The 25,703-nt window shown below is 71.1% G+C and carries 24 protein-coding genes; 14 read left to right on the plus strand and 10 right to left on the minus strand.

Annotation, left to right across the window (positions count from 1 at the left end):
• Positions 1-69: 69 nt before the first annotated feature.
• On the minus strand, positions 70-1,890 hold the full coding sequence (asnB, locus tag OU416_RS05320; protein ID WP_270926077.1) for an asparagine synthase (glutamine-hydrolyzing): 1,821 nt from the start codon (positions 1,888-1,890) through the stop codon (positions 70-72).
• Between the two features lie 367 nt (positions 1,891-2,257).
• Between asnB and kdpF the strand changes: the two genes are divergently transcribed.
• The 6 genes from kdpF to OU416_RS05350 all read left to right on the plus strand — a co-directional run bounded on the left by kdpF (position 2,258) and on the right by OU416_RS05350 (position 10,081).
• Positions 2,258-2,353 (plus strand): K(+)-transporting ATPase subunit F, encoded by a 96-nt coding sequence (kdpF, locus tag OU416_RS05325; protein ID WP_093146669.1) that lies wholly within the window; start codon positions 2,258-2,260, stop codon positions 2,351-2,353.
• Entirely contained in the window at positions 2,353-4,014 is a 1,662-nt protein-coding gene (gene kdpA / locus OU416_RS05330) for a potassium-transporting ATPase subunit KdpA (protein ID WP_270925682.1), read from the plus strand. The genes kdpF and kdpA overlap by 1 nt, the downstream gene beginning before the upstream one ends.
• A complete protein-coding gene (gene kdpB / locus OU416_RS05335; RefSeq protein ID WP_270925683.1) occupies positions 4,011-6,080 on the plus strand; it encodes a potassium-transporting ATPase subunit KdpB in 2,070 nt (689 codons plus the stop codon). Before kdpA ends, kdpB begins: the two co-directional genes overlap by 4 nt.
• A gap of 41 nt (positions 6,081-6,121) precedes the next feature.
• Complete coding sequence (locus OU416_RS05340) at positions 6,122-6,724, plus strand: potassium-transporting ATPase subunit C (RefSeq protein ID WP_270925684.1); 603 nt, start codon at positions 6,122-6,124, stop codon at positions 6,722-6,724.
• 145 nt (positions 6,725-6,869) lie between these two features.
• A complete protein-coding gene (locus tag OU416_RS05345) occupies positions 6,870-9,404 on the plus strand; it encodes a sensor histidine kinase (protein WP_270925685.1) in 2,535 nt (844 codons plus the stop codon).
• Positions 9,401-10,081: a response regulator gene (locus OU416_RS05350; RefSeq protein WP_093357472.1), complete on the plus strand. Its 681-nt coding sequence runs from the start codon at positions 9,401-9,403 to the stop codon at positions 10,079-10,081. The genes OU416_RS05345 and OU416_RS05350 overlap by 4 nt, the downstream gene beginning before the upstream one ends.
• A gap of 167 nt (positions 10,082-10,248) precedes the next feature.
• Here OU416_RS05350 and OU416_RS05355 read toward each other — a convergent pair whose 3' ends face one another.
• Genes OU416_RS05355 through OU416_RS05370 form a run of 4 tightly spaced genes read right to left on the minus strand, consistent with a single transcriptional unit; the run spans position 10,249 to position 12,967 of the window.
• Positions 10,249-10,701: a hypothetical protein gene (locus OU416_RS05355; protein ID WP_270925686.1), complete on the minus strand. Its 453-nt coding sequence runs from the start codon at positions 10,699-10,701 to the stop codon at positions 10,249-10,251.
• 6 nt (positions 10,702-10,707) lie between these two features.
• Positions 10,708-12,204 (minus strand): putative T7SS-secreted protein, encoded by a 1,497-nt coding sequence (locus OU416_RS05360; RefSeq protein ID WP_270925687.1) that lies wholly within the window; start codon positions 12,202-12,204, stop codon positions 10,708-10,710.
• Entirely contained in the window at positions 12,204-12,548 is a 345-nt protein-coding gene (locus OU416_RS05365; RefSeq protein WP_270925688.1) for a hypothetical protein, read from the minus strand. Before OU416_RS05365 ends, OU416_RS05360 begins: the two co-directional genes overlap by 1 nt.
• The gene (locus tag OU416_RS05370; RefSeq protein ID WP_270925689.1) at positions 12,548-12,967 is read right to left on the minus strand and encodes an SseB family protein; all 420 of its coding nucleotides are present in this window, start codon (positions 12,965-12,967) and stop codon (positions 12,548-12,550) included. The genes OU416_RS05365 and OU416_RS05370 overlap by 1 nt, the downstream gene beginning before the upstream one ends.
• A gap of 556 nt (positions 12,968-13,523) precedes the next feature.
• Here OU416_RS05370 and OU416_RS05375 point away from each other — a divergent pair.
• Genes OU416_RS05375 through OU416_RS05395 form a run of 5 tightly spaced genes read left to right on the plus strand, consistent with a single transcriptional unit; the run spans position 13,524 to position 17,270 of the window.
• Positions 13,524-13,895: a hypothetical protein gene (locus OU416_RS05375; RefSeq protein WP_270925690.1), complete on the plus strand. Its 372-nt coding sequence runs from the start codon at positions 13,524-13,526 to the stop codon at positions 13,893-13,895.
• Entirely contained in the window at positions 13,892-14,503 is a 612-nt protein-coding gene (locus OU416_RS05380) for a DUF3558 family protein (protein ID WP_270925691.1), read from the plus strand. The genes OU416_RS05375 and OU416_RS05380 overlap by 4 nt, the downstream gene beginning before the upstream one ends.
• Before the next feature lie 9 nt (positions 14,504-14,512).
• Positions 14,513-15,790: a hypothetical protein gene (locus OU416_RS05385; protein WP_270925692.1), complete on the plus strand. Its 1,278-nt coding sequence runs from the start codon at positions 14,513-14,515 to the stop codon at positions 15,788-15,790.
• A 1-nt stretch (position 15,791) separates the two neighbouring features.
• Positions 15,792-16,592: an ESX secretion-associated protein EspG gene (locus tag OU416_RS05390; RefSeq protein ID WP_270925693.1), complete on the plus strand. Its 801-nt coding sequence runs from the start codon at positions 15,792-15,794 to the stop codon at positions 16,590-16,592.
• 57 nt (positions 16,593-16,649) lie between these two features.
• Positions 16,650-17,270, plus strand: a complete 621-nt coding sequence (locus tag OU416_RS05395; protein WP_270925694.1) for a nucleoside/nucleotide kinase family protein — start codon at positions 16,650-16,652, stop codon at positions 17,268-17,270.
• A 5-nt stretch (positions 17,271-17,275) separates the two neighbouring features.
• Here the strand turns inward: OU416_RS05395 and OU416_RS05400 are convergent, their stop codons facing one another.
• Complete coding sequence (locus OU416_RS05400) at positions 17,276-17,467, minus strand: hypothetical protein (protein ID WP_270925695.1); 192 nt, start codon at positions 17,465-17,467, stop codon at positions 17,276-17,278.
• A complete protein-coding gene (locus tag OU416_RS05405; RefSeq protein WP_270925696.1) occupies positions 17,464-17,946 on the minus strand; it encodes a hypothetical protein in 483 nt (160 codons plus the stop codon). The genes OU416_RS05400 and OU416_RS05405 overlap by 4 nt, the downstream gene beginning before the upstream one ends.
• A 142-nt stretch (positions 17,947-18,088) precedes the next feature.
• Between OU416_RS05405 and OU416_RS05410 the strand changes: the two genes are divergently transcribed.
• Both OU416_RS05410 and smc read left to right on the plus strand, forming a co-directional pair.
• Positions 18,089-18,382: an acylphosphatase gene (locus OU416_RS05410; RefSeq protein ID WP_270925697.1), complete on the plus strand. Its 294-nt coding sequence runs from the start codon at positions 18,089-18,091 to the stop codon at positions 18,380-18,382.
• 240 nt (positions 18,383-18,622) lie between these two features.
• The gene (smc, locus tag OU416_RS05415; protein ID WP_270925698.1) at positions 18,623-22,261 is read left to right on the plus strand and encodes a chromosome segregation protein SMC; all 3,639 of its coding nucleotides are present in this window, start codon (positions 18,623-18,625) and stop codon (positions 22,259-22,261) included.
• Positions 22,262-22,313: 52 nt separating this feature from the next.
• On the opposite strand, the gene OU416_RS05420 is transcribed toward smc, so the two are convergent.
• Together OU416_RS05420 and OU416_RS05425 are read right to left on the minus strand one after the other, a co-directional pair.
• Entirely contained in the window at positions 22,314-22,847 is a 534-nt protein-coding gene (locus tag OU416_RS05420) for an RICIN domain-containing protein (protein WP_270925699.1), read from the minus strand.
• A 228-nt stretch (positions 22,848-23,075) separates the two neighbouring features.
• Complete coding sequence (locus OU416_RS05425; RefSeq protein ID WP_270925700.1) at positions 23,076-23,360, minus strand: zf-HC2 domain-containing protein; 285 nt, start codon at positions 23,358-23,360, stop codon at positions 23,076-23,078.
• Between the two features lie 110 nt (positions 23,361-23,470).
• On the opposite strand from OU416_RS05425, the gene OU416_RS05430 reads away from it, so the two are divergent.
• Positions 23,471-24,154: a hypothetical protein gene (locus OU416_RS05430; protein WP_270925701.1), complete on the plus strand. Its 684-nt coding sequence runs from the start codon at positions 23,471-23,473 to the stop codon at positions 24,152-24,154.
• A gap of 43 nt (positions 24,155-24,197) precedes the next feature.
• Here the strand turns inward: OU416_RS05430 and OU416_RS05435 are convergent, their stop codons facing one another.
• Positions 24,198-25,700, minus strand: a complete 1,503-nt coding sequence (locus OU416_RS05435; RefSeq protein WP_270925702.1) for a sodium:solute symporter — start codon at positions 25,698-25,700, stop codon at positions 24,198-24,200.
• Positions 25,701-25,703 lie beyond the last annotated feature (3 nt).

A 25,703-nucleotide genomic window follows, 5' to 3' on the forward strand; every position in this document is an offset into this window, starting at 1 on the left:
CCGCAGGTGGTGGGCCCGTGAGTGCTTTGTGGGGTTATAGCACCACAAAGCACTCACGGGCCCATCTCGTCAGAGCTTGATGGTCGGCCGATGGATATCCACCCAGGCCGCCATGTCGAGGGCCCGCTCGAAGGTGAAGCGGGTCGGCGTGTCGATGTGCTCCGGGTCCAGCGCCAGCGCGTCGCGCAGCCACTGGCCGTCGAGCAGGGACAGCGCCTCGTCGTCCGCTGCCACCAGGTCCGCCACCTGTCGCTGCAGGGCCGCCGCGTACTTCGGGTCCTGCGTGGACGGGTACGGGCTCTTCACCCGCTCCACCACCGACTTCGGCAGCGCGTCCGCGGTGGCGTGGCGCAGCAGGCTCTTCTCCCTGCCGTCGAAGGTCTTCAGCGACCACGGCGCGTTGTAGACGTACTCGACCAGCCGGTGGTCGCAGAACGGCACCCGGACCTCCAGGCCGACCGCCATCGACATCCGGTCCTTGCGGTCCAGCAGGATCCGGACGAACCGCGTCAGGTGCAGGTGGCTGATCTCCCGCATCCGCCGCTCGGCGGCGCTCTCCCCGTCGAGCACCGGCACCGCCGCGATCGCCTCGCGGTACCGGTCGGCCACGTAGGAGTCCAGGTCCAGCACGTCGCGCACGTGCGGGGCCAGCACGTGGTCGTGCGAACCGCGCACCGAGGCCATCCACGGGAAGGTGTCGGCCGCGCGGGCCTCCGGGTCGTGGAACCAGCGGTAGCCGCCGAACACCTCGTCCGCGGATTCGCCGGACAGCGCCACCGTGGAGTGCTGCCGGATCGCCTTGAACAGCAGGTACAGCGACTGGTCGATGTCGCCGAGCCCCATCGGCAGGTCGCGGGCCCGCACGGTGGCCCGCCGCGCCTCCGGGTCGGCCAGCGCGTCGGGGTCGAGCACGATGTCCTGGTGCGCGGAGCCGACGTGCTCGGCCACGTCGTGCACGTAGGGCGTGTCGGGCGTGGCGCGCAGCTCGTCGGGCACGAAGTTCTCCGCCTGGCCGGCGAAGTCCACCGCGAAGCTGCGCACCTGCTCGCCGCTGCGGCCCAGCTCGATGCCCGCCAGCGCGGTGATGGCGCTGGAGTCCAGGCCACCGGAGAGCAGCACGCAGCGCGGCACGTCGGCGATCAGCTGCCGCGCGACGATGTCGTCCAGCAGCTCCCGCACGCGGCGCACCGTGCCCTGCTGGTCGTCGGTGTGCTCGGCGGCGCGCAGCCGCCAGTAGGTGCGCTCGCGCAGGCCGGTGCGGTCGGCGGTGACGACGGTGCCGGGCTCGACCTCGCGCATGCCCGCCCACACCGCCTGCCGCGGCGTCTTGACCGGCGTGAACAGCTCGCGCAGCCCGTCGGCGTCGACGACCTTCTCGGCCAGCGGGTTGGCCAGGATCGCCTTGGGCTCGGAGCCGAACAGCACGCCTTGCCCGGTCGGGTAGTAGTACAGCGGTTTGATGCCCATCCGGTCGCGGATCAGCAGCAGCTGCTCGGTGCGGGCGTCCCAGACGGCGAAGGCGAACATGCCGTTGAGCCGCTCGGCGACCTGCGGGCCCCACTCCAGGTAGCCGTGCAGGACGACCTCGGTGTCGCTGTCGGTGGTGAAGCGGTGGCCGCGGCGGCGCAGTTCGTCGCGCAGCTCGGTGAAGTTGTAGGTCTCGCCGCTGTAGACGATCACCACGTCGCCGTCGGGTGAGGTCATCGGCTGGGTGCCGCCGGGCAGGTCGATGATGGCCAGCCTGCGGTGGCCGAGCGCGGCGTGCGGTGCCACCCAGGTGCCGCGGGCGTCGGGGCCGCGGCAGGACATGGTGTCGCACATCGCGTCGATCGCGCGTCGTTCGCGGGTGAGGTCGCGCTGGAAGTCGATCCAGCCGGAGATTCCGCACATGGTCCGGACTCCTTCGCCGTCGGGATTGGTGGCCCACGGGTTCCCGGTGGAACCGTTATCCATGCTAAGTAGATCGTTGTATCAGTGAAACCAGATGACCGGGTGAAGTCGGCCACGCACAATCCGTGCACAGCGGTCGAAACCGTGCATCAAGAACGCGTCAACGCGCTGGTGAGCGGCATCAAGGTGCCGTCATGGGTCTCGACCGGGGGCGGGGCCGGGGACTTCGCTGAACGCGGGTGGTCGCCGGACCCGGCGACCCGGATTCGAGTGAGGAGTGCGCAGCGGTGGCTGATCTGGCCTACGCCGTGTTGTTGATCGGCGGGTTCCTCGTGCTGGCCCTGACTTTGCGCGGTTTGGAGCGGTTGTGAGCGCATTGCTGGCCAACGTCGCCGGAGGCGTGTTGGCCCTGCTGTTGATCGGTTACCTGTTCGTCGCTCTCGTCCGGCCGGAGAAGTTCTGATGAGTTCGTTAATGGTCGGCCTGGTCCAGGTCGGCCTCCTGATCCTGGCCATCGCAGCGGTCTACCGGCCGCTCGGTGACTACCTGGCCCACGTCTACACCAGCGAGAAGCACTGGCGCGTGGAGAAGGTGATCTACCGCCTGGTGCGCGTCGACGGCGACGCCCAGCAGCGCTGGACCACCTACGCCGCGGGCGTCCTCGGCTTCTCCGCCATGTCCATCGCGCTGCTCTACCTGTTGCAGCGCCTGCAGCCGCTGCTGCCGCTGAGCTTCGGCCGCGGCGCGGTGGAGCCCGCGGTGGCCTTCAACACCGCGATCAGCTTCGTCACCAACACCAACTGGCAGTCCTACGTGCCGGAGCAGGTCCTCGGGCACGCGGTGCAGATGACCGGGCTGACCGTGCAGAACTTCGTGTCGGCCGCGGTCGGCATGGCGGTCGCGATCGCGCTGGTGCGCGGCTTCACCGCGGCGGGCACCGGGCGCATCGGCAACATCTGGGTGGACATCACCCGCGGCTGCACCCGCGTGCTGCTGCCGATCGCGGCGGTCGGCGCGGTGCTGCTGGTCGCGCTCGGCGGGGCGATGAGCCTCGCCTCGGGCATCGACGTCATCGGGCTGGACGGGCAGGCGCACACCATCGCCACCGCGCCGATCGCCAGCCAGGAGGCCATCAAGGAGCTCGGCACCAACGGCGGCGGCGTGCTCAACGCCAACTCGGCGCACCCGTTCTCCAACCCCGGTGGCATCAGCAACCTGCTGGAGATCTTCCTGATCCTGGTGATCCCGCTGGCCCTGACCCGCACCTTCGGCACCATCGTCGGCGACCGCCGCCAGGGCCGGGTGCTGCTGGCGGTGATGGTGTCGATCATGGCGGTGATGACCGCCGTCGTCTGGTGGGCCGAGAGCCACCCGAACGGTCCCGCCTCGCTGGCCGCCGGTGGTGCGCTGGAGGGCAAGGAAGCGCGGTTCGGGCTGTTCCTGTCCGGGCTGTTCGCCGTCGCCACCACCGGCACCTCCACCGGCGCGGTCAACTCGATGCACGACAGCTACACCGGGCTCGGTGGTCTGGTGCCGCTGCTGAACATGCTGCTCGGCGAGGTCGCGCCGGGCGGTGTCGGCGCCGGGCTGTACGGCATCCTGGTGCTGGCCGTGATCGCGGTCTTCCTGGCCGGGCTGATGGTCGGCCGCACCCCGGAGTACCTGGGCAAGAAGCTCGGGCGGCGGGAGGTCACCGCGGCGGCCGTCTCGATCCTGGCCATGCCGACGGTGGTGCTGCTCGGCGCGGGCACCGCGCTGGCGCTGCCGTCCACATCGGACGCCATGACCAACAGCGGGGCGCACGGGCTCTCCGAGGTCCTCTACGCCTTCGCCTCGGCGGGCAACAACAACGGCAGCGCCTTCGCCGGACTGACCGTCACCAGCGACTTCTTCCAGATCGCGCTGGGGCTGGCGATGCTGTTCGGCCGGTTCGTGCCGATCCTGGCGGTGCTGATGCTGGCCGGTTCGGTCGCCGCGCAGCAGCGCACGCCCGCCACCGCGGGCACCCTGCCCACCACCGGTCCGCTGTTCGCCGGACTGCTCGGTGGCACCGTCGTCCTCGTCGCGGCGCTGACCTTCCTGCCCGCGCTCGCCCTCGGCCCGATCGCGGAGGCCCTCGCATGACCACGACACTGGAGAAAACCCAGAGCTCGCCGCAGGAAACCGGCCCGCGCAAGCTCGCCGCCGGTGCGTTCAGCCCGCGCCAGCTGTGGAGCTCGCTGCCGGAAGCGCTGCGCAAGCTGAACCCGAAGCACCAGCTGGCCAACCCGGTCATGCTCGTGGTGTGGGTCGGTTCGGCGCTGACCACGGTGCTCGCCGTGTTCGACCCGAACGTGTTCAGCATCGCGGTGGCCGCGTGGCTGTGGTTCACCGTGCTGTTCGCCAACCTCGCCGAAGCCGTCGCCGAAGGTCGTGGCCGGGCGCAGGCGGAATCGTTGCGGCGCACCAAGACCGAGGCCGTCGCGCGGCGGCTGGTCGACGGCGTCGAGGAGCAGGTGCCCGGCACGGCGCTGCGCGTCGGCGACCGGGTGGTCGTCGAGGCGGGCGAGGTGATCCCCGGCGACGGTGACGTCGTGGAGGGCATCGCGACCGTCGACGAGTCGGCGATCACCGGCGAATCCGCCCCGGTGATCCGGGAATCCGGCGGCGACCGCTCGGCGGTCACGGCGGGCACCACGGTGCTGTCGGACCGGATCGTCGTGCAGGTCACCGCCAAGCCCGGCGAGACCTTCGTGGACCGGATGATCGCGCTGGTCGAAGGCGCGCAGCGGCAGAAGACGCCGAACGAGATCGCGCTGACGATCCTGCTGTCCACGCTGACCATCATCTTCCTGCTCGCGGTCGTCGCGCTGCAGCCGATGGCCGGCTACTCCGGTTCGCTGCTGTCGGTGATCACGCTGACGGCGCTGCTGGTGTGCTTGATCCCGACCACCATCGGCGCGCTGCTCTCGGCGATCGGCATCGCGGGCATGGACCGGCTGGTGCAGCGCAACGTGCTCGCCAAATCCGGGCGCGCGGTGGAAGCGGCGGGCGACGTGGACACCTTGCTGCTGGACAAGACCGGGACGATCACCTTCGGCAACCGGCGCTGCACGGAACTGCTGCCGGTCGACGGGGTGACGCCGCGCGAGCTGGCAGAGGTGGCGCGGCTGTCCAGCCTCGCCGACCCGACGCCCGAAGGCACCAGCATCGTGGCGTTCTGCGCCGAGCAGTTCGGGCTGCCCGCGCAGGCGCAGGGCGCGGAACTGCGCGCCGAGGAGGTTCCCTTCACCGCGCAGACGCGGATGAGCGGCATCGACATCGACGGCCGCGAGATCCGCAAGGGCGCCACCAGCGCGGTCCGCGCCTGGGCGGGCGGGGTTCCCGGCGAAGTGGTGGAGCTGACCGACGGGATCGCCGCGCAGGGCGGCACACCGCTGGTGGTGGCCGAGCGCAGCGGCGGAACCACCCGGGTGGTCGGGGTGATCCGACTGTCCGATGTGGTCAAACCAGGGATGGCCGAGCGGTTCGCCGAGCTGCGCGCGATGGGCATCCGCACCGTGATGGTGACCGGTGACAACGAGCTCACCGCCAAGGCCATCGCCGCCGAGGCCGGCGTCGACGACTACCTCGCCGAGGCCAAGCCCGAGGACAAGATGGCGCTGATCAAGGCCGAGCAGGAGGGCGGGCGGCTGGTCGCGATGACCGGCGACGGCACCAACGACGCGCCCGCGCTGGCCCAAGCCGACGTCGGGGTGGCGATGAACACCGGCACGGCGGCGGCCAAGGAAGCCGGGAACATGGTCGACCTGGACTCCGACCCGACCAAGCTGATCGAGATCGTCGAGATCGGCAAGCAGCTGCTGATCACCCGCGGCGCGCTGACCACCTTCAGCATCGCCAACGACCTGGCCAAGTACTTCGCGATCCTGCCGGCGATGTTCGTGGCGATCTACCCGCAGCTGGACGCGCTGAACGTCATGCGGCTGGCCACGCCGACCTCGGCGATCCTGTCCGCGGTGATCTTCAACGCGCTGGTCATCGTCGCCCTGATCCCGCTGGCGCTGCGCGGGGTCCGCTACCGGCCGACCACCGCCAGCGCCCTGCTGCGGCGGAACCTGCTGGTCTACGGCTTGGGCGGCATCGTCACGCCGTTCCTGGGCATCTGGCTGATCGACCTGCTGATCCGCTTCATCCCCGGCATCGGCTGAGCGGTCCTCGCGACCGCACCGGAACATCTTGAGAGGCACCGATGAAGAGCACGTTGTTGCGGCAGACCCTGGCGGGCCTGCGGCTGCTGCTGGTGGCCACGGTCGTGCTGGGCGTGGCGTACCCGCTGGCGATCTGGGGGATCAGCCGGATCCCCGGCCTGCAGGCCAACGCCGAGGGTTCGCAGATCGTGGTGGACGGGCGGGTGGTCGGCTCCTCGCGGATCGGCGTCGACCCGGTCCCCGCCGACCCGGCGAACGACCCGTACTTCCACACCCGCCCGTCGGCATCGGCCGAAGGACCGCTGGGGCCGGGCGACCCGTCGACCACCGGCGGCACCAACCACGGCGGAGCCAGCGAGGACCTGCTGTCCGCGGTGCAGGAGCGCCGCACGGCGATCGCCGCCCGCGAGGACGTGGCGCCGGAGCTGGTTCCCGCTGACGCCGTGACGGCATCGGCCAGCGGCGTGGACCCGGACATCAGCCCGGCGTACGCGCAGCTGCAGGCCCAGCGCGTGGCCCGCGTCACCGGGCTGCCGCTGGAGGAGGTCCGGCGCCTGATCGCGGAGAACACCACAGGTGGGGTGATCGCCGAGCGGGTGGTCAACGTGACGACCCTCAACGTCGCCGTCCACCAAGCCCGCTGACCAGGTCCTGGTCAATTTCGTACGAAATTGACCGTCACCCGGGTGAACGTCAATTTCGCGAGAAATTGACCGGAGCCCGGGTGACGGGGCGGCGGTCCGGTGGGACCGTCCGCTATTAACAGCAGGTCGTAGGAGACTGGGGAGCGTGGCGGAGAACGGACGACGGCGCGGCGAGCTGCGGATCTACCTCGGAGCGGCTCCGGGCGTCGGGAAGACCTACGCGATGCTCAACGAGGCGCACCGCAGAGCCGGGCGCGGGACCGATGTGGTGGTCGGCTTCGTGGAGGACCACGGCCGGGCCAAGACCGCCGCGCTGCTCGACGGCCTGGAGGTCGTGCCGCGGGCCGCGATCGAGCACCGCGGCGTCGCGCTCACCGAGATGGACCTCGCCGCGGTGCTGGCCCGCAAGCCGGAGGTGGCCGTCGTCGACGAGCTCGCGCACACCAACGTGCCCGGTTCCCGCCACGAGAAGCGCTGGCAGGACATCGAGGAGCTGCTCGACGCCGGGATCACCGTGCTGTCCACGGTGAACGTGCAGCACCTGGAGAGCCTCAACGACGTGGTGGAGGCGATCACCGGCATCCGCCAGCAGGAGACGGTGCCGGACGAGGTGGTGCGCCGCGCCGAGCAGATCGAACTCGCCGACATCACCCCGCAAGCGCTCCGCCGCCGCATGGCGCACGGCAACGTCTACGCCGCCGACCGGGTGGATGCCGCGCTGGGCAACTACTTCCGCACCGGCAACCTCACCGCGCTGCGCGAACTGGCGCTGCTGTGGCTGGCCGACCAGGTCGACGTGGCGCTTCGCCGATACCGCGCGGAGCAGAAGATCACCGACACCTGGGAGACCCGCGAGCGCGTCGTCGTCGCCGTCACCGGCGGCCCGGAGAGCGAGACGCTGATCCGCAGAGCGCGCCGCATCGCCGCTCGCGCGGGCGCGGAGCTCCAGGTGGTGCACGTGCTGCGCAGCGACGGCCTCGCGGGCTCTTCGCCCAGCGGTGTCGCCCGCGCCCGCAAGCTCGCCGACGCGGTCGGCGCCAGCTTCCACACCGTCGTCGGCGACGACGTCCCGGAGGCGCTGCTGGAGTTCGCCCGCGCCGCCGACGCCACGCAGCTGGTCGTCGGCACCTCCCGCCGCTCCCGCTGGGCGCGCGTGTTCGACGAGGGCATCGGCGCGGTCACGGTGCAGAAGTCGGGCGCCATCGACGTGCACATGGTCACCCACGCCGAAGCCGGTGGGCGGCAGCTGCTGAAGAAGTTCGCCCGCAACCCGCTGTCCACGGCGCGGCAGTTCTGGGGCTGGGCGCTCTCGGTGCTGCTGCCCGGCGCGGTCACGGCGGTGGCCTACACCGCCGGTTTCGACGCGCTGTCCACGGACGTCGTCGGCTACTTCCTGGCCACCGTCATCGTCGCGCTGGTCGGCGGGATGGCGCCGGCGATCGTCGCCGCACTGCTCTCCGGCGGCCTGCTGAACTTCTTCCTGACACCGCCGCTGTACACGCTGACCGTCGCCGAACCGCAGAACCTGGTGACGGTGATCGCGATGATGATCGTCGGCATGGTGGTCGCGTTCACCGTCGACCGCGCGGCGCGGCTCGCCGAGAAGGCCAGCGGCGCGCGCACCGAGGCGGCGCTGCTGACCTCCTACGCCCGGACCGTGCTCACCCACCCGGATCCGCTGGCGCGGCTGCTGGAGAAGGTGGTGGAGAACTTCGGCCTGACCTCGGCGGCGCTGCTGGAGCGCACCGACGACGGCTGGCACGTCGCCGCCGCCACCGGTGCCGAGCGGTGCACCCGGCCGGAGGAGTCCGATGTGGACATCGAGGTCAACCAGGACGTGCACCTGGTGCTCCGGCGCCCGGGCCGCCGCCCGCTCCCGGCGGCCGACCGCACCGTCCTGGAAGGCGCGGCGGGCCAGGCGCTGATGGCGTTGCGCCAGCAGCGGATGGCCGCCGAAGCGCAGGAGGCCCAGCGGCGCGCCGACGCCACCCAGCTGCGCACCGCGCTGCTGTCCGCGGTCGGGCACGACCTGCGCACCCCGCTGGCCTCGATCAAGGCCTCGGTGAGCAGCCTGCGCGCGCCCGACCTCCAGCTCTCCGCGGCCGACACCGCCGAGCTGCTGGCGGGCGTGGAGGAATCCGCGGACCGGCTGACCGACCTGGTGGGGAACCTGCTCGACTCGTCCCGGCTGGCCACCGGCGCGATCGCACCCCGGCTGCGCCCGGTCGGCTACTACGAGGTCGCGGCCAGAGCGCTGGCCGGCCTGGACGGGCAGCAGCACGTCGACGTGGAGATCGACGAATCGCTGCCCCCGGTGCTGGCCGACGTCGGACTGCTGGAGAGGGTGGTGGCCAACGTGGTGCAGAACGCGCTGAAGTACGGCCGCCCGCACGGCGGCCGGATCGGCGTCCGCGCCAGCGAGCACGCCGCCCGCGTGGAGCTGCGGGTGGTCGACCACGGGCCGGGCCTGCCCGAAGGCGCGGCGGAGACGGTGTTCGCGCCCTTCGAGCGGCTCGGCGATCTCGGTGACACGGGCCCGGCAGGGGTCGGGCTGGGGCTGAGCGTGGCGCAGGGGTTCATGACGGCCATGGAAGGCACGATCCGCGCCGAGGACACCCCCGGCGGCGGCCTGACGATCGTGCTGTCGCTGCCTGCGGCGGACGGACAGGGGAGACGATGACGAAAGTCCTGGTGATCGACGACGAACCGCAGCTGCTGCGCGCGCTGCGGATCAACCTGAGCGCCCGCGGCTACGAGGTGCTCACCGCGGTGGACGGCGCGGCGGCGCTGCGGGCCGCGGGCGAGGGCAAGCCCGACGTGGTGGTGCTCGACCTCGGCCTGCCGGACATGGACGGCAGCGAGGTCATCGCGGGCCTGCGCGGCTGGACGACGGTGCCGATCATCGTGCTCTCCGCCCGCACCGACTCCACCGACAAGGTGCTGGCGCTGGACGCCGGAGCCGACGACTACGTCACCAAGCCCTTCGGCATGGACGAGCTGCTGGCCCGCCTGCGCGCGGCGGTGCGCCGCGCCAGCACCAGCGGCGCGGTCGACCAGCCGGTGGTGGAGACCGCGACCTTCACCGTCGACCTCTCGGCGAAGAAGGTCCTGCGCGACGGCGCGGAGATCCACCTGACGCCGACCGAGTGGGGCATGCTCGAAGTCCTGACCCGCAACCAGGGCCGCCTGGTGGGCCAGAAGCAGCTCCTCAAAGAGGTCTGGGGCCCCCAGTACGCGAACGAGACCCACTACCTCCGCGTCTACCTGGCCCAACTCCGCCGCAAGCTCGAACTGGACCCCAGCCACCCCAAGCACCTCATCACCGAACCCGGAATGGGCTACCGCTTCGAGCTCTGACCGCCAGGTGAAGGGCACCTTTTAGCAAGTAACTTGCCTAAAGGTGCCCTTCACCTACCACCGGATCGGGTGCTCAGCGGGTCGCGGCGTCGGCTTCGATCTGGGGCACCGCCTCGTCGAACGCGCGGCGGAACGATGCGATCTCCCCTGGTTGCCCGGCACTGCGTTCACCGGGCGTGGCTGGTCCCGAAGGCGGTGGTCCACGCATGGCTGTGCGGGTTCTGCCATTCCTGGTGCCAGAGGAACTGTTCCTCCCACGAAGTGGCAAGCGACCAGATGTCGCGTTCGTGGTTCAGGACGTGGGCTTCGCCAGCGGGTGCTGCCCCGAAGGTCGGGTAGCTCCGCAGGTGATCCGGGCTGCACGGATGCTCCGGAGTGCCGTGCCAGGCGTCGCGGCGTGCTCCCGCGACGAGCAGCATCCACCGGTGCCCGAACAGCTGTCGCCGCACGCCCATCAGGCCGCGGAACAGGTCAGGGCCAGCGGCGCCGACCTCGGGGCAGGACGACCCCTCGGAGCTGATCCAGACGTGGACTTCCTGGCCGACGCGGCCCCACTCGACCACGCATGACTGAGCTTGCCGCTCCGGGCCGAACCCCAAGACGGTGCGCGTGTTCTCCACTGCTGATCAACCCCTGCCTTTCAGCTGGTCCAGGTAACGAGCTGTGTTGAGCCACTCGTTCTCCAGTTGTTGCCTTCTGCCGGGGCTCAAGTCCGGGTCCTTCAGCAACCGGTCGTAGTTCGCCAGTTCCTGGTTCGCCCGGCTGATCTCCTCCAGCCGGGCTGCGTGGTCTTCGAGGTTCACCGGCGGGCTGTCCGGAACCGGGTCCGGCGGCAATTGTGGTGGGCCGTTGCCGTCGTCGAGCCAGCCTTCCGGGATGTCTTCGTCGGCCCAGTCCGGCAGCTTCTCGCCGCGGGGTTCCGGGGCCGGGGCCGGTGGGGGTTCCGGGTCGGGCAGCGGGTCGGAGCCCTTGGGGCCGAATTCGTGGCCGTCCCACGGGTTCGGGGCCGGTGGTTCCGGGCTGCGCGGTGGGGGCGCGGAGTCGAGGTCGGCCCAGGGCGGCGTGTTGTCCGGGGCGTGGCGGCCCACGTCGCCGACCCGGTCGGCCGTGCGGGCTGCGTCGGTCACGCCGGAGAGCGCGTCGGCGCCCTTGGCGACCTTGGTCGCGATTCCGGTGCCGCCGACGATGCTGGCCACCGCGTCCGGGGCCATCGAACCGAGGGCCTTGGCCGGGTTCTGCTTCCAGCCGTCCACGTCCACCACGGTTTTCACGGCCTGGTAGGGATTCTCGACGACCGATTGGAGAGTGGTGGTCGCGGCTTCGTTGAACTTCGCGTAGCCCTCCGGGTCGACGAGTTCCATGCCGGGCGTGGAGTAGTAGTACGCCTTGCCCAGGCCGACGCCGAGTCCGGCGACGCCGGTCACCATGCCGACGGCGCCCTCGACCACACCCGAACCGAAGTCGTAGAGGGTGTCGCCGACGGCCTGGATGCCGTCGACGAGATCCGCCAGCAGACCGGGCTTCTCCGGTGCTCCGGCGCAGGCCTTGAAGATGATGTCCGCCGCGCGGTCCCCGGCTGCCTGCACCGCGGCTTTGGCCGCCTCGATCTCCTGCTGCGCACGGGCGCGGGCTTGCGCACCCGGATCCACGAAAGCGCCGGGCTGCGCACCGGAACCACCCGCGTTGTAGGCCTCGATGGCCGCGTTGTGCTTGCGGGCGGCCGCTTGCGACACCTCGATGGATCGGTCGAGCTCTTCCTTCGCCCGTTCCGCGCGCGGTTTCTCGGTCGCCAGCACCTGCTGGTAGTCCACGACCGCCTGGCCCGCGTCGGTGAACGAATCGGCCGCTTTGAGCCAATCGCCGGGGGCCTTCTCCAGGTAGTTGGCCCGGAACGCGTCACCGGCCTGCCCGGTCCAGCCGTCGGAGTCGATGGATTTGATGCCCTGGCCAGCGCGCTCCAGCGCCGAACCGAGCTTGGACAGGTGCTCGCCGATCTCGGCGGTCGTGGCGGGATCACCGGGGATGACGTCCTGCGGGCCGATCCCGGCCAGCTGACCGAGCTTGTGCAGCTCGTTGCCCGCCGAGTTCAGGTCTTCGGAGAAGGTGCTCTGATTGCTCACCATCAGCGGCCACCGAACTTCTGCAGCTCCGCGGCTGCCTGAGCGTCCATCTGGTGGTAGGCGGCGCGCGCTTCGCCGAGCGCGCCCACCGCGGCCTGGCCGTCCTCGACCAGGTAGCGCATGCCCGGGTCCCAGACCTGGCCGAAGGCCATGATCGCGGCGCCCAGCTTCTGGTGACCGACGTGTGCCGCCGAGTCCCAGACGTACTCCGCGAGCCCCATGCCCTGCGCGGCGGCCGCGGACATGCCCCAGCGGGCCATCTCGCCGAGCTCGGCGATCGCCTGCTGGACACCTTCCTCCGCGCCCTGCAGCGCGGTCATGTCGACGCGAAAACCGTCGTGTGCCATCACTTCCCGCTTTCGGTGAGTGCGATCTCGTCCGGTACGAGGCCGGCGACCGGACCCAGCGCGGTGCTGTGCCCGGTGCCCGCGTCGATGACCAGGCCGGTACCCCTGGGCAGGGCGGGCAGGACCTGGTCGAGCAGTTCTGCCCCGGTCAGCTCCGCGTAGCGCACCGCATCCGGGCCGCGGCCGGATTCCCGGTAGAACCCGGCCAGCCGGGCCTCGGTGGTGAACGCGCCGAGCCAGGACAGCTCGCCGTCGCGTGCCGCGAGCACCGCCACGCCACCGTCCTCATCGGACACCGGCGTGAACAGCGAGGTGCCGCGGAGCACTTCGCCGAGGCGCTCGACCGAGATCCGGTCGGTGCGGAACGCGTGCAGCGCGCCGATGAGGTCGGCGGCCGGATCGCGCGGGGTGAAGAGCACGCCGCTGAGGCGTAAAACCCCGGCAGAGCGCGGAAACCCGATTCCCGGGCGTGCCTGTGCAAGCGTCATGGTGCCACGCCTCCCCAACGTGGACAATGAAGATCAACGGGGTGGACCGTACCGAGTGGACACATCGGCCGAGTCGATCTCCGACTTGTTCACCATGTCGCTTGAATCACCGGATTTATTGCTCCTTTCGGCGGTAAAGGGGCGGGTTTCATGAGGTTCTCCTCATTCTTCGTCCGCGCCGGATCCGTTGCCGGAGATCAATTCTCGAATTCGAGAACGCGTTTCCCGCCGCGGTCGGCGAAATGTGCGATCGGCGGAGGGTCGTCGTGGCGGGCAAACACCGCTGGAGCTGCGATGGGAGGGGCTTTTGTCGGGTTCCGGTTCGCTCTCTCGGGTTCGGTTCGGCGGTCGTCGCATTCGCGATTGCGCATTGCCGCGTTGGGTTCCTGTGAAGTTCTCGCGAGTTGGTGACGGGCGGTGAACGCCGCTGCTAGGGTCGGCGGACGAAACGGTGATCACCAAGCCGCTAACCTGGGGGTTTCCCGCGATGACGACGCCAGCACCGCCGCCACCGCCGCCGGCTCCGGGCGGCGGCCAGACCCTCACCGTGAACCGGGACAACGTCCTGGAAGTCCGCAAGGTGATCCTTTCCGCGGCCGAGGGTGCGAAGAAGAAGCTCCGAGACCTGAGGCCGAGCCTGATGGTCTCCGCGCCCGGTTACGACAAGGTCAGTTCCACGGCGGCGGCGGTCTGGACGGCCAACCTGGTCGGCAACCCGGATTCGCACTACTCGCGCCTGCAGCAGTACGTGGACAACGTCTTCGAGCTCGGGCGCCAGCTGGAAGAAGCGGCCAAGCAGTACGGGTACACCGACGAGGAGATCGTCGCGTCCTTCAACGTTCAGCAGGGGCAGATGTGAGTGTTTCGTCGCGCGTTCGCCGGTCCGGCGGGCTGCTCGGGCTGACCGCCGCCGCGCTCTTGGTGGCCGGCTGCACGGTGAACGGACCGGATCCGGTGCCTGCCGGTGAATCGACGGCCACCAGCGCCGAACCGGAGCTGCCGAAGCGTCCCGCGGAGCTCCCGGTCGCCGGCGCGCAGGATGCGGAGATCTGCACCTGGCTGACCGGGCAGCAGATGACGCAGCTGCAGGTCGCCCGCCCGGCACCGGTGGAGAAGAACGGCGACAACTACAGCGGTTGCGGATACCTGAGCGATGGAACCGGGGTGAGCACGGGCCTTTCGCTGCGGGTCGTGCCGCAGGGCATCGAACCTTTCCTGGAGAAGGTCAGCAGCGCGGAGGGTTCGCGCCGGACCTTCGACGTCAACGGGTTCGGCGCGGTGCAGAGCCAGATCGCCGGTGCGGAACGGCTGGGCTGCGACGTGTTCGTCGACGCCGCCGAGGGCCAGACGCTCTGGGCGTCGCTGGCCCTGCTCACCGGGGGTGACGAACTGGACAACGAGCAGATGTGCGAGAAGGCCGCGCAGGCCGCTGGGGCGGCCGTGACGAGCTTGCAGGCCAAGGGCTAGGGGGACGTTGTGACGAGCATCGATCCGATCCGCGACATCCGGTTCGAGGGGATGGACATCCCCCAGCTCCAGGAGTGGATCACGCAGGTCAAGCAGGGGCGCGGCACGGAGTCGATGCAGTCCGCGGTGCGGGCGCTGGACGAGTGCGTGCAGGTCGTCGTCGACCTGGACGACACCCTGCGCCGGGAGCTCGGCAAGCTGCAGATCGCCTGGGAGGGCAACGCGGGCGACCTCGCCGCCGCCGCGACGCAGCAGCAGGCGGTGTTCATGTCCGACGCCCCGGACCCGCTGCGGGCCTCCGCGCAGAGCGTCGACGAGCAGGGCCGCGGCTACGAGTCGGCTCGTCACACCCTGCCGAACAGCGACGAGCTGCGGCAGAAGCAGTCGGAGAACGCCCTGGAGTGGGCTGGTGGCGCTTTCGGCTACGAGAGCGACTACGACAAGGAAGCCAAGCAGGTCGACGCCAACAAGAAGGCCGCCCAGGCGGCTCTGGCGTCCTACCGCGACACCTCGGTGGAGCAGGCGAACACCTACCAGCCGCTGCCGGAGATGCCGCCCGCGACCGTGACCGCGCAGTCGGCCTCGTCCAGCGGGATGCCCAGCTCGGGGCTGGGATCGGGCGTCGCCGCGGCCGGCGTGATCGGCGGTTCGGCGCAGCCCGGTGTCGGTTCGCCCGGCGTGGGCACGCCCGGGACGCCGGTGCCCGGCGGCGGGTTCGTGGTCGGGGGCGGCGATGCCCGCCCCGGCCAGGGCCGTCCCGGTGAGCCTGGCGTTCCGCTGCGGCCCGGGGAGCGCCCCGCGGACCGGAAGAAGTCCGAGATCGACAAGGGCGGCGAGGCGGACCCGACGCCGGAAGCGACCGGTGACAGCGGTGGCGTCAGCGCCGGAACCGTGCTCGGGATCGCTGCCGGTGGTGCGGCTGTCGCAGGCATCGGTGCGTACGCGGCGAGCCGTGTGCTCGGCGGCCGCGGTGCCCCGGTGCCCGCGGGAGGGCCGGCGCCCGGCGGGTCCGTGGCGCGCGGCGGCAGCGTCGGCGGTGGTCCTGGCGACACCACGGCGGGCAAGGCCGCGGGCAACACCCCGGGCAGCAGGCCGGGATCGGGCTCGCTGATGGGCCCGGCCGCGACTCGCGGCGAGAAGCGCAGCGAGGACGCCGAGCACGAGAACAAGTACGTCGCCGAGGAGACCCCGTTCGACGACGAGCGGCTGGTCGCCCCGCCGGTGCTGGGCGGGGACGAGCGCAACGACGAACCGCCCGCCGAGCCCGAGCCGAAGAAGCAGGACTGACGTGCGCCCTGGAGCCGAAGCCGATCCGATCGTGCTGTCCACATTGGAATTCGATGTGGTCTGCGAGGCGGAGAAGCTCACCGAGCACCGGCACATCGTGCTCGACGTGCCGAGTCCCGGAACGACCTACACCGAGCGGGCCGAGCTGGTGTCCGAGGCGTGGGCGTCGTTGCGCGCCAAGCGCCTCGCCGAGGCCGCCCGCGACCGGCTGGACGTCGACTTCGCCGACCTGGTCGGCCTGCTCGACCGACCGCAGCGCAGCGTGGACGTGCGGATCTGGGCGGACCGCTCGATCCGCGCGCTGGCCTCGGCGAACGGTTCGGCCGGCCTGCTGACGATCGTCGACGCCGACGTGGTGGAGCTGACCGCGATCCGCGGCGGCTCGCTGGCCGAGGCGGCGGTGTCGGTGGCGGGCAACATGCCCGCGGGCCCCGGCCGCGCGGTGAGCCTGCCCAACGACGTGCTCCGCAAGGCCAGCGACTACGCGGGCCCGAACAACCCGCTGGAGTTCAGCGACGAACTGCGCATGCTGGGCATCCCGCCGGACGACGCGGCCGACGTCGCGCACATGGCCAACGGCATGGGCATCCGCGGCCAGTTCGGGGTGGAGGCCAGCCGGAACCGAGGCCGCCCGGAGCGCGCGAACCGCGTGGTGGCCTTCCACGACACCGACCACGGCCGCTACCTGCACGTGGTGCGCTCCAGCGGCGACGGCCGCCGCTGGAGCACGATCGCCCCGGCGGACAACGCCCGGATCGCCGAGTACACCAGGGAGCTCCTCGCGGAGATCTGGGAGGACTGAGGCGTCGTCCCCCGCCGCCGGGCCGCGACCGTAGCCTGGGTGCCGGGAGGTGGCGGTGTGGTCGGGTATGCGGAACTGGTGGCGCGGGCTCGGGCGCTGGCCGACAGCGGGCAGCGGCGGGTCCTGGGGATCGCCGGGGCTCCCGGGGCTGGGAAGGGGACCGTTGCCGAGCGGGTTCTGGGGGAGCTCGACGGCCGCGCCGTGATCGTGCCGATGGACGGGTTCCACCTGGCGAACGCGCAGTTGCGGAGCTTGGGGCGGCAGGACCGCAAGGGCGCGCCCGACACCTTCGACGCCGCCGGGTACGTGTCGCTGCTGCGGCGGGTGAAGGACGCCCGCGAGACGGTCTACGCGCCGGAATTCCACCGCGAGGTCGAGGAGTCCTACGCCGGGGCCATCGCGGTGCCGCCGGATGTTCCGCTCGTCATCACTGAAGGCAACTACCTGCTGCTGGACACGCCGCCGTGGTCCGAGGTGCGCGACCTGCTCGACGAGTGCTGGTTCCTGGCCCCGGACGACGGAACGCGCGTGCAGCGGCTCATCGCCCGGCACGTCTCGCACGGCCGGACGCGGGCGGAAGCCGAGGAATGGGTGCGGCGCAGCGATGAGGCCAACGCGGCACTGATCGCGCCCACCCGGGCGCGCGCCGATCTGGTCGTCGTCGGCGATCCGCGCTGAGGAGGTCAGGGCCGTTCGGCGAGCTCGGCGCGCACGTCGTCCGGGATGCGCCCGGTGTGGTCGATCGGCGTCCACTGCTCGCTGCGGACCCACTGCGATCCGCAACCGCGGCAGGCCAGCAGCGGCAGACCGCCCAGCTGCTTGCGGGTCCGGTGCCAGGAGCACAGGGACCGGCAGGCGTGCACGGCCAGCGTCATTCCGGGTCGCCCGCCGGGTCCGAGTGGGTGGTGATCGTCGACGTGGGCGGCTCTGTCGTCGGTTCCGTCGGAGGCGTGGTCGGCCGGGAGGTCGACGTCGGCGTCGGGTCGGGTTCCGGGTCCGGTCGCGACCCGGTGGGCGTCGGAACCGGTGGCTGCTCGGGCGGCGGCGCCACGTCGCTCGATGGGGTCCGGGACGTGCTGGTCTCCGCGCTGCTGGTGCTGGTGCTCTCCTGCGAGGTCTCCTCGCCGCTGGTCGGCGGAGGCGGCAGCAGCGACGGGACCGACGTCGTCGTGCCGGGGCGGGAGGTCGCGGTCGGCTTCAGCGAGAAGTCCGGGGTGGCCTCGGTCTGCTGCTGAGCACCGGCGACCATCGCGGCCGTCGTCGCGAACACCGTGGCCACCACGATGCCCGCCGCGGCCAGCACCACCAATCGCTTCGGCCGGGCGTCCGGGTCTTCCACCTGCAACGGGTCCATCGGTGTCCCACTCGTCGGCGCTTCGAGCGGTCGTGCACCGGATGTCCCGAGAACACCGGCCTCCGCCGAATCGCGGCGGATCATACCGGCTCGGGCCGACCCGGTGGACGCGCTGGGGCGTGCACCGGGGCCGTGCGGCATCATGCCGGGCGTGACGGATTCCGGAGCCGCGCGCCTGACCGCCTGGGTGCACGGGCATGTGCAGGGCGTGGGTTTTCGCTGGTGGACGCGGTCGCGGGCGCTCGCGCTGGGGCTGGTGGGCAGCGCCACGAACCTGCCCGCGAGCCGGGTGGAAGTGGTGGCCGAAGGACCGCGCGAAGCGTGCGAGCAGCTCCTGGCGGCGCTGCGCTCGGGCGAGACGCCCGGCCGCGTCGACTTCGTCGCCGAGCAGTGGTCGGAGCCCAAGGGCGGCCTGACGGGATTCGTCGAACGCTGACCCCGGCCGATACGTTTGCGCTGGTCAAGTGCCGTGAGCGGTTTGTGGTGCCATAGCCCCCCAAACCACTCACGGGCCATCACCTGCTGAAACGGGTCGGTGTACCGAGGCATCGGTGTTGCTCTCCGCCGTCGGTGACTCCCGGTTCGTCAGCGGTTCTGCGTGGTCGGGCCGGGCGGCAGAGGTAGGCTCGGCCGGACGTGACCAGGGGTACCAACCACGGGAAGGTCGATCGCAGCCGTGCACCTGAAGAGCCTGACGCTGAAGGGGTTCAAGTCCTTCGCCTCGGCCACCACGCTGCGCTTCGAGCCCGGCATCACCTGCGTCGTCGGGCCGAACGGATCCGGCAAGTCCAACGTGCTCGACGCGCTGCGCTGGGTGATGGGCGAGCAGGGCGCCAAGGACCTGCGCGGCGGCAAGATGGAGGACGTCATCTTCGCCGGCACCGCGGGCCGCGCCCCGCTGGGCCGCGCCGAGGTCACGCTGACCATCGACAACACCGACGGCGCGCTGCCCATCGAGTACACCGAGGTCTCCATCACCCGGCGGATGTTCCGCGACGGGGCCAGCGAGTACGAGATCAACGGCAGCTCCTGCCGGCTGATGGACGTGCAGGAGCTGCTCTCCGACTCCGGTATCGGCCGCGAGATGCACGTCATCGTCGGGCAGGGGCAGCTGGCGTCGATCCTGCAGGCCAAGCCCGAGGAGAACCGCAGGCTCATCGAAGAGGCCGCTGGCGTGCTCAAGCACCGCAAGCGCAAGGAAAAGGCGCTGCGCAAGCTCGACGCGATGCAGGCCAACCTGACCCGGCTCACCGACCTCACCGGTGAGCTGCGCCGCCAGCTCAAACCGCTCGGCAAGCAGGCCGAGATCGCCCGCAAGGCCCAGACCGTGCAGGCCGACCTGCGCGATGCCCGGCTGCGCCTGATCGCCGACGACCTGGTCACCGCGCGCGCCGACCTGGCCCGCGACGAGGCCGACCAGGAGACCGCGCGGGCCAAGCGCGCCGAGGTCGAGCGGGCTCTGCAGTTCGCGCAGTCCGAGGAGAAGACGCTCGAAGAGCAGGTCGCCGCGGACGCGCCGCGCCTCAACCGCGCGCAGGAGACCTGGTACCGCTTGTCGGCGCTGGAAGAGCGGCTGAACGGCACGCTGCGGCTGGCCGTGGAACGGCACCGGCACCTGACCGCGCAGACCGAGGAGCAGCGGTCGGGCCGCGATCCCGATCAGCTGGACGCCGAGGCCGAGGAAGCCGCCGAGCAGGAGATCGAGCTGCGCGAACAGCTCGAAGAAGCCCGTGAGGCCCTGCACGAGGTGGTGCAGCGCCGCTCGGAGCTGGAATCGGCGCTCAAGCAGGCCGAACAGGCCCACCTGGCCGCGGTCCGGGCGATCGCCGACCGCCGGGAGGGCGCGGCGCGGCTGTCCGGGCAGGTCGAGTCGCTGCGCGGCAAGGTCAGCGACACCTCCGACGAGATCGAGCGGCTGTCCGACGCGCTGGAGGAAGCCAGCGCCCGCGCCGAGGAGGCCGAGCGGGCGCTCGCCGACGCCGAGGAGGAGAGCGGCGGCTACGACTCCGACGACGCGGGCTTGCAGGAGCGCCGCGAAACGGCCGCCGAGGCGCGCGATGCCGCGCGAGCCCGGGTGGAGGAGCTGGTCAAGGCCGAGCGGGCCGCGGAGCGGGAGATCGCTTCGTGGAAGGCCCGCGTCGAAGCGCTGTCGATGGGTTTGCAGCGCAAGGACGGCGCGGGCGCGCTCATGGCGGCCGGTGACCGGGTGCCCGGGCTGCTCGGCTCGGTCGCGGCGCTGCTGACCGTGGAAACCGGTGCGGAAGCGGCACTGGCGGCGGCGCTCGGCGCGGTGGCCGATGCCGTCGCGGTGCGCGGCGTGACCGATGCGGTGGCCGCGCTGGAGATGCTCCGCGCCGACGAAGCGGGCCAAGCGGGGCTGCTCATCGGGACCGCGGCGGACCTCGACCGGTCGAGCTGGCCGCAGCTGCCCGGATCCGCCCGCTGGGCGGCCGACCTGATCTCCGCGCCGGACGGCCTGCGCGCGGCGGTGAACAAGGCCCTGGACCGGGTCGCCGTCGTCGATTCCCTGGCCGAGGCGGGCGAAATCGTCCAGCGCCACCCGGAAGTCCGCGCGGTGACCGCGGGTGGCGACGTGCTCGGCGCGCACTGGGCGATCGGCGGTGGCGAGAGCCGGCAGAGCGCCATCGAGGTGCAGGCCGCGGTCGACGAGGCCGAGCGCGAGCTCGCCGCGGCCCAGCGCCGCGCCGAACAGCACTCGGCCGCGCTGGAAGGCGCACGGGCGGAAGAGGAATCCCGCCGGGCCGAGGTCCGCGCCGTCCAGGAGCAGATCAACGACGCGAAGGTGCAGCGCGCCCGGAGCACCGAACGGCTCTCCAGCCTCCAGCGCGCGGCCCGCTCGGCGGCGGCCGACGTCGATCGCGCGCGCGATCAGCGGGTGAAGGTCGAGCAGTCCCGCGAGCAGTCCCTGGTCAAGCTCGCCGAGCTCGAAGAGCGGCTGCGCGTGGTCAAGACCGAGCAGGACGAGGCAGCCGAGCCCGACACGGCCGATCGCGACCGGTTCAGCGCCGAGCTCAGCACCGTGCGCCAGCAGGAGATGGACGCCCGCCTGACCCAGCGCACGGCCGAAGAGCGCGCCCGTGCGGTGCAGGGACGCGCGGATCAGCTGCGTCGCGCAGCGCGGCACGAGCGCGAAGCGCGGGCCCGCGCGGAGGCGGCGCGCAAGGCGCGGGAACGCGCAGCGCGCGTGACGCAGGCCGTGGTCTCGGGCTGCGAGACGGCGTTGGAGCGCATCGCGCAGTCGTTGCGCGCCGCGACGGAGGAGCGGGACGTCGCGCAGGCCAAGCAGAGCGAGCACGAGCAGGCGCTCGGCGCGATCCGGGCGCGGGTGCGGGAGCTCAGCGGTGAGCTGGAGAAGCTGACCGACGCGGTGCACCGCGACGAGGTCGTGCGCGCCGAGCAGCGGCTGCGCATCGAGCAGCTGGAAACCAAGATCATCGAGGACTTCGGGATCGGCCTCGACGACCTGGTGGACGAGTACGGGCCCACCGTGCCGATCCCGCCGGGCCCGGCCGAGATCGCCGAGTACGAGGCGGCCAAGGAGCGCGGCGAGGACGTCAGCGCCCCGCCGCCGGTGCCGTTCGACCGCGCCACCCAGGAGCGCCGGGCCAAGCGCGCCGAGAAGGACCTCTCCCTGCTGGGCAAGGTGAATCCGCTCGCGTTGGAGGAGTTCGCCGCGCTGGAGGAGCGCTACAAGTTCCTGTCCACGCAGCTGGAGGACCTCAAGGACAGCCGCCGCGACCTGCTCAGCGTGGTCAAGGAGGTCGACGAGAAGATCCTGGAGGTCTTCTCCTCGGCGTTCGAGGACGTGGCGCGGGAGTTCGAGACGGTCTTCAAGGTCCTGTTCCCCGGCGGCGACGGGCGCCTGACGCTCACCGACTCCGAGGACATGCTGACCACCGGCGTCGAGGTCGAGGCGCGCCCGCCGGGCAAGAAGGTCAAGCGGCTGTCGCTGCTGTCCGGTGGCGAGAAGTCGCTGACCGCGGTGGCCATGCTGGTGTCCATCTTCCGCGCCCGCCCCTCGCCGTTCTACGTGATGGACGAGGTCGAGGCGGCGCTGGACGACACCAACCTGCGCCGCCTGATCACCCTGCTCGACCAGCTGCGCACCACCTCGCAGCTGATCATCATCACGCACCAGAAGCCGACCATGGAGATCGCCGACGCGCTCTACGGCGTGACCATGCGCGGCGACGGCATCACCCAGGTGATCTCCCAGCGCCTGCGCGGAGATGCGGAACCGGACCGGGCTCCGGACGCGCCCGCCGAAGGCGACGTCGCCGCCGTCCTGGACTAGGCGGCGCACGGCACCGGCGCGGCCGGGAGACCGCGCCGGTGCCGACGGACCGTCAGAGCGTGTCTTCGACCTTGATCTGGCCGCGCTGGACGACCCACTTCTGGTTCTTGTTGCTGTCACCGCAGCGCCAGAGGTGCACCAAGTCGCCGTTGTTGCGGGTGCTGCTGGCGTCCAGGCACATCTCCTTGCCGGTGCCCAAGGTGTCCTTGACGACCAGCTGACCGCCGCGGAGGACCCACTGCTGGTTCTTGTTGGTGTCTCCGCAGCGCCAGATGTGCACCTTGTCGGCGTTGTTGCGGGTGCTGCCCGCGTCCAGGCACATCTCCTGCTTGGTGCCGATGGTGTCGACGATCCTGATCTGGCTGCCGTCGATCAGGAACTGCTGGTTCTTGTTCGTCTCCCCGCACTGCCAGAGGAACGACTTGTCGGCGTTGTTGCGGGTGGTCCCCACGTCGAGGCACTTGCCGCCCGCCGCGGCGGACTTCTCCTCGGCGGCGGTGGCGGGAAGCGCGACTGCGGCGGCGAGGGTTGCTGCGGCGGCTCCGACGACCGCGAAGCGGGCAAGAGCAGTACCGAGATGGCTCACTTCGGTTCCCTTCCTGGGTGACCGGGATGCGGATTTCCGCCCCGGTGCGAGAAGTCACTCCGTGTGACTGGCGGGAGGTTATGAGGCGTCGTCGGTGGCGCGCCCGCGACACGGCACGACGAACCCGGGATTCACACGACGGCGGAGTGACATCGGGGCGAAAAACCGCGTGAGCGCGCGTTTTTCGACTCGGCGAGAGGCGCGCTGGTGCGGGCCCCGGCTGCCTGCTCAGGCGGTGATGCCGAGGGCGTAGCCGACGCCGAAGGCGATCAGGGCCGCGACGGCGGCGGTACCCGCCACCACCGGCCAGCCGGGGCGGTGGTTCACCCGCCGCGGCGGAATGCGTTGCGGTGCAGCGCGGTTCCACAGCTCCGGCCGGCCCAGCTCAGCGCGGCAGCGCTCGCAATCGGCCAGGTGCGTGCGCATCACGAGCCACTCGACGTCGTCCAGCGATCCCGCGGAGTAGGCGTTGAGCTTGGCCCGGAATTCGGCGTGCTCGTCCTCGTGCACCATCGACCCCCGTCCCCAGTGCGTTCGTGTGGTTAATCGTCCCAGCGGAAGCGGTGCTGAAGGGGGCGACCGGTCGGTTTCGGCGTGGAGATCCGCGTGCGGGAGGATGTTCGGTGGACCGGCAACCGCGCGCGGCGTCCACCGGAGCTCAGGAGGAGACCATGACCAACCCCTACGGCCCGCCGCCAGGCCAGCAGCCGTACCCCCAGCAGGGGTATCCGCAGCAGGGTTACCCGCAGTCCGGCCCGATGCCGATGCAGCAGCCGATGGCCCCGCAGGGCCATCCGCAGTCCGGCCCGATGCCGGCGGCGCCGCAGGGCTATCCGCAGCAGGGCGGTTACCCGCAGCAGCAGGGCTACCAGCAGCCGGCCCCGCCGCAGCCGCAGATGGCACCGCCCGCGCCGGGCATGGCACGAGTGCTGATCGACTGCTCGTACCACTGGATCACCTGGGCCTTCATGCTCTTCAAGCCGCAGGTCACCATCAACGGCCAGCCCGGCCCGATCCTGACCTGGGGCAAGACCCCGGTCGACCTGCCGCCCGGCCAGTACCAGATCCAGGTGCACGTCAACTACCTGTGGAAGCTGGGCTACGCGAGCGCGGTGATCCCGCTGACCGTCGGCCAGCAGCAGGACGTCTACTACAAGGCGCCCGCGTTCCCGTTCATCGACGGCGCGGTCGGGCCGACGCCGCAGGACGCGCCCGGCACCGGAATCGCCATGGGCATCTTCTTCGGCAGCATCGGCTTCGCCGTCCTGATGATCCTCATCTCGATCATCACCACCGCCACGATGTGAATCCCCTGCCGGGGTCGGTTCGACGTCGAACCGACCCCGTGGCTCACGGCTTGTCGGCGTGCTCGACCTCGGGTTCGGCGGCCGGGTGGCGCAGCGACAGCAGACCGCCCACCACCAGCGTCACGAGCACGCCCAACGGCGTGTACCAGGGGAAGGCCAGCGACGACTCGCCGCCCTCGCCGTCCGGGAACTGCACCCCGAACACGAAGACCAGCACCACCGCGATCGTCGCGCAGAAGGCGATCGTGGCGTCCGCCTGCCGGGCGCGCTTCACCAGCAGCCCCAGCAGGAACGCGCCGAGCAGCGCCCCGTAGGTGTAGCTGGCGATGCTGAGCCCGACCTCCACCACCGGGTTGTCGGTGCTGCTGAACATCGACGCGAACACCACGAACACCACGGCCCAGACCAGCGTCCAGAGCTTGCCCATCCGCAGCACGGCCGCGTCGTCCAGCTTCCGCTTGGCCAGCCGCTGGTAGAGGTCGCTGACGGTGGAGGTGGACAGCGAGTTCAGCGACGAGGCCAGGGTGCTCATCGCGGCGGCCAGGATCCCGGCGATGAGCAGCCCGGACAGCCCCGGCGGCAGGTCGTTGACGATGAACGTCGGGAACAGCTCGTCCTTGCTGGCCATGCCCAGCTCGGCCGGCGCCGCACCGCGGAAGAACGACCACAGCATGGTGCCGATCAGCAGGAACAGCGCGAACTGCAGGGCCACCACGAAACCGCTGGCGATCAGCGCCTTCTGGCTGTCCCGCACGTTCCGGCAGGCCAGCAGCCGCTGCACCATGAGCTGGTCGGCGCCGTGCGAGGCCATCGCGAACACCGCGCCGCCGAGCACCGCGGTGAGGAACGCGTACTGGTCGGTGACGATCGACGAGGTGAAGTCCAGCAGCTGGAACTTGCCCGCCTCCAGCGCGGTGCCGAACCAGTCCGACGGCAACTGACCGGCCAGCACCACCGCGGCCACGATCGCGCCTCCGACGTAGACGACCATCTGGATCGCGTCGACCCACACCACCGCCTTGATCCCGCCGAGGTAGGTGTAGATCACCGTCAGCACCGCCAGGACCAGCACGATCTGCCAGTACGCCAGGTCGATGCCGAAGGCCGCCAGCATCACCTTCACCGGGATCGCGGTGGCGAACAGCCGCAGCCCGTCGGCCAGCAACCGGGTGATCAGGAACGTCACCGACGCGGTGCCCTGCAGCCCGGCGCCGAACCGCTGGCCGAGGAACTCGTAGGCGCTGACCAGGTTCCCGGCGAAGTACTTCGGCAGCAGCACGAAGGCCACCACGACCCGGCCGATCAGGTAGCCGATGGCCAGCTGCAGGTAGGTGAAGCTGCCGAGGTAGGCCACCGTCGGCACGCTGATCACCGTCAGCGTGGAGGTCTCGGTGGCGACCACCGAGAAGCACACCGCCCACCAGGGCAGCTGCCTGCTGCCGACGAAGTAGTCCTGGGAGCTCTTCTGCCTGCCGCCCAGCAGCAGTCCGAGCACCGGCATGGCGACCAGGTACAGGCCGATCACGGCCAGGTCGAGTGATCGCATGCT

It is taken from the genome of Saccharopolyspora indica (genome assembly GCF_027853965.1).
In the GTDB taxonomy this organism is placed as follows: domain Bacteria; phylum Actinomycetota; class Actinomycetes; order Mycobacteriales; family Pseudonocardiaceae; genus Saccharopolyspora; species Saccharopolyspora indica.